General features: G+C 55.4%; 4 protein-coding genes. 3 read left to right on the top strand and 1 reads right to left on the bottom strand.

Translation table 11 applies throughout. From position 1 onward, the window contains the following. The 3 genes from SMC5_RS03295 to SMC5_RS03305 form a co-directional block, all read left to right on the top strand. A partial coding sequence (locus tag SMC5_RS03295) for an ArsA family ATPase (RefSeq protein WP_207799013.1) occupies nt 1-619 on the top strand: 619 nt, incomplete at its 5' end. After that, complete coding sequence (locus SMC5_RS03300; RefSeq protein ID WP_119119578.1) at nt 612-1514, top strand: ArsA family ATPase; 903 nt, start codon at nt 612-614, stop codon at nt 1512-1514. The genes SMC5_RS03295 and SMC5_RS03300, both read left to right, overlap by 8 nt. Then, a complete protein-coding gene (locus tag SMC5_RS03305; protein ID WP_119119579.1) occupies nt 1514-1894 on the top strand; it encodes a hypothetical protein in 381 nt (126 codons plus the stop codon). The genes SMC5_RS03300 and SMC5_RS03305 overlap by 1 nt, the downstream gene beginning before the upstream one ends. A gap of 69 nt (nt 1895-1963) precedes the next feature. Here the strand turns inward: SMC5_RS03305 and SMC5_RS03310 are convergent, their stop codons facing one another. Beyond that, nucleotides 1964-2314: an ArsR/SmtB family transcription factor gene (locus SMC5_RS03310; RefSeq protein WP_119119580.1), complete on the bottom strand. Its 351-nt coding sequence runs from the start codon at nt 2312-2314 to the stop codon at nt 1964-1966. Nucleotides 2315-2490: the final 176 nt, after the last annotated feature.

Consider the following 2490-nt stretch of genomic DNA (forward strand, 5'->3'; position numbering starts at 1 on the left):
GCTCTTTGACGACGAGATGCTCAAGGTTGTGGAAGAACAGCTCAGCGGTCCCTGTACCGAGGAGATGGCCGCGTTCGACAAGTTCACCGATTTCATGGAAGACGACAACTGGGATGTCATCGTCTTCGATACAGCGCCTACGGGGCATACACTGCGGCTTCTGCAGCTGCCGGTCGAATGGAGCAAACACATTCGAGACAGTGCGCAGGGGAGTGGTCAGACATGCATGGGCCCTGTCGCCTTGATTCAGGATAGCAAACAGAAGTATGACGACGCGATAGCCCGACTTCGTGATGCAGTCCGGACGCAGTTTGTCTTCGTGATGCAGGCGGAGCAGACATCGCTCGAGGAGACATCACGTTCCATCGCGGAGCTGGCGGCCTTGGGCGTGGCGACATCGAGAATCATCGTGAACGGGCTCATCCCGGAGGCTGAGACAGTGAATCCGTTCTTCCGGAAGCGACGCGAGATGCAGGAAACCTACCTGGAACGCGCCAGGCAGTTGTATGCAGGCATGCCTGTTCAGACGATGGAGTTGTTGGACAGTGAGATCAAGGGAGTAGCGATGTTCCGCAAGTGCGCTCCGATGCTGTTTCAGGGAGGCACCAGCAATGGTTGACGTCGAGAGCCTGTTACATCCAAGTGCAAAGGGTACCAGACAAGTGTTCTTTGCGGGCAAGGGCGGAGTGGGCAAGACGACCATCGCTTGCCTGACCGCGCTCCACATGGCTCGACAGGGGTACCGGACTCTGCTTCTGACCACCGACCCTGCAGCACATACCGGCAGCGTCCTTGGCAGGAAGGTGACGGAGCAGGTCGAACCTGTCGACGGTATTTCAGGGTTGTCTGCAGCGAAGATCGATCAGAAGCAGGCGACCGAGGACTACAAGAAGACTATTCTTGACGACGCGAGGACCAAGTTCGGCGAAGACACTATTCGAACGATGACGGAGGATCTGGCATCTCCCTGCACCGAAGAAATGGCTGCATTCCAGCGTTTCATCGACCTGTCGAACACGCCAGGATTCGACGTCATCGTCTTCGATACAGCGCCGACGGGGCATACACTGAGACTGCTTGAATTGCCCCTCGAATGGAGCGAACAGATCAGACTCAAGACCGGCGCCACTGAGGCAATGTCTGCAGGAGACCGCCAGCAGAAAGACCGGTTTGACCGGACACTCAGGGCGATGCGGGATCCCGAACTGACGACATTCAGTTTCGTCATGTACCCGGAGAGTACCCCTATCCTGGAGGCACAGCGTGCATCTCAGGAGTTGGCGGCAATCGGCGTGGCGACACAGCTTGTCGTGGCGAACCTGCTGATTGCCGAGGAGCAGGCGACAACGCCGTTCTTCCAGAAGCGCAGAGAGATGCAGTTGGGATATCTGGACGACATGAAGCGACGTTTTGCGGGGGCTGCATTGCTGCAGGTCCCGATGATGGACAGTGACATTCGTGGGATCGACAAACTCGACACACTGGACAAAATCGTATTTGGAGGGATTGCATAATGGCGGAAACTGTTGTAGAGATCGAGGTCTATGGCATTTGGGATGAGGATCCTGCAGCTTCGTCGTGTGGGTGCGGTGGCGGTGGGTGCGGGTGCGCCACACCAGCGCAGACGATGGGCGAGATGTTCGAGAGCCTGAGGACGTCGCTGGACGCGAGCGACATCAAGGAGCGGTGCTCGTTGAGGTTCATCGACATCATCAAGGACAGTGACGCACAGGTCAACCAGGCCCGCAAAATGGTCGAAACTGGATACTCGCTACCGCTGACCGCATTGAACGGTACCTGGTCATTCTACGGTGGCATGTCGAGTGACCTGTTTCTGACCAAGATACGAGAGATCCTTAACGGGGAGAAAGAGCAGGCAGGAGAGGCGCGCTAGTTCACTGGAGCAATCAGGTCAAAGCAGGCTACTCAGCGTCAAGAGATGCTAGGTAGCCTGCTTTGTTTACTAGTCTTGGACTATGCCTTGGTCTTCCCGATCGGGATTGATGCCCAGGGATTTCTTCCGGTTTATCAAGACCGCTCCCTCGGCACACGAAGCCAGCTCCAGAACGCAAGGTGCTGTAAGTGAATACTCTATCTGGGTACCATGTCTCGTCGATTCCACCAGCCCCGCTTCTCTGAGGATAGACAAGTGCTTGGACGCCACGGACTTGTCGACCTCCGCTTCAGCGGCCAGCTCACAAACACACCATGCCTTGGTGCTGAGCCTGTCCAGCAGGAAAACGCGCAAGGGGTGAGCCATGGCCCTGAACATATGTGCTGTCAGTTCGCAGTGTATTCTCTCTTGTTCAGTCATAATCATATTGTTGCAAGGTTCGGAAACTTTGTCAAATTCACTCTTGACAAGGTTGCTAAGTTGCCGACAATGGAAACATAGCAAATACAATGTGGAGAGGTACATGTGGAGAACTTGATTCTGTATGGTGTCGTCGCTGTCCTGTTAGTGTTCTCAATGATCAGAGACAGGGCCAA

Origin of the sequence: Candidatus Cryosericum odellii, from assembly GCF_003570935.1 — a bacterium.
Taxonomy (GTDB): domain Bacteria; phylum Caldisericota; class Caldisericia; order Cryosericales; family Cryosericaceae; genus Cryosericum; species Cryosericum odellii.

Bases quoted from the DNA above. Each gene is read 5' to 3' on its own strand.
- SMC5_RS03300 (WP_119119578.1), top strand. From the start codon at position 612: ATGGTTGACGTCGAGAGCCTGTTACATCCAAGTGCAAAGGGTACCAGA.
- SMC5_RS03305 (WP_119119579.1), top strand. From the start codon at position 1,514: ATGGCGGAAACTGTTGTAGAGATCGAGGTCTATGGCATTTGGGATGAG.
- SMC5_RS03310 (WP_119119580.1), bottom strand. From the start codon at position 2,314: ATGACTGAACAAGAGAGAATACACTGCGAACTGACAGCACATATGTTC.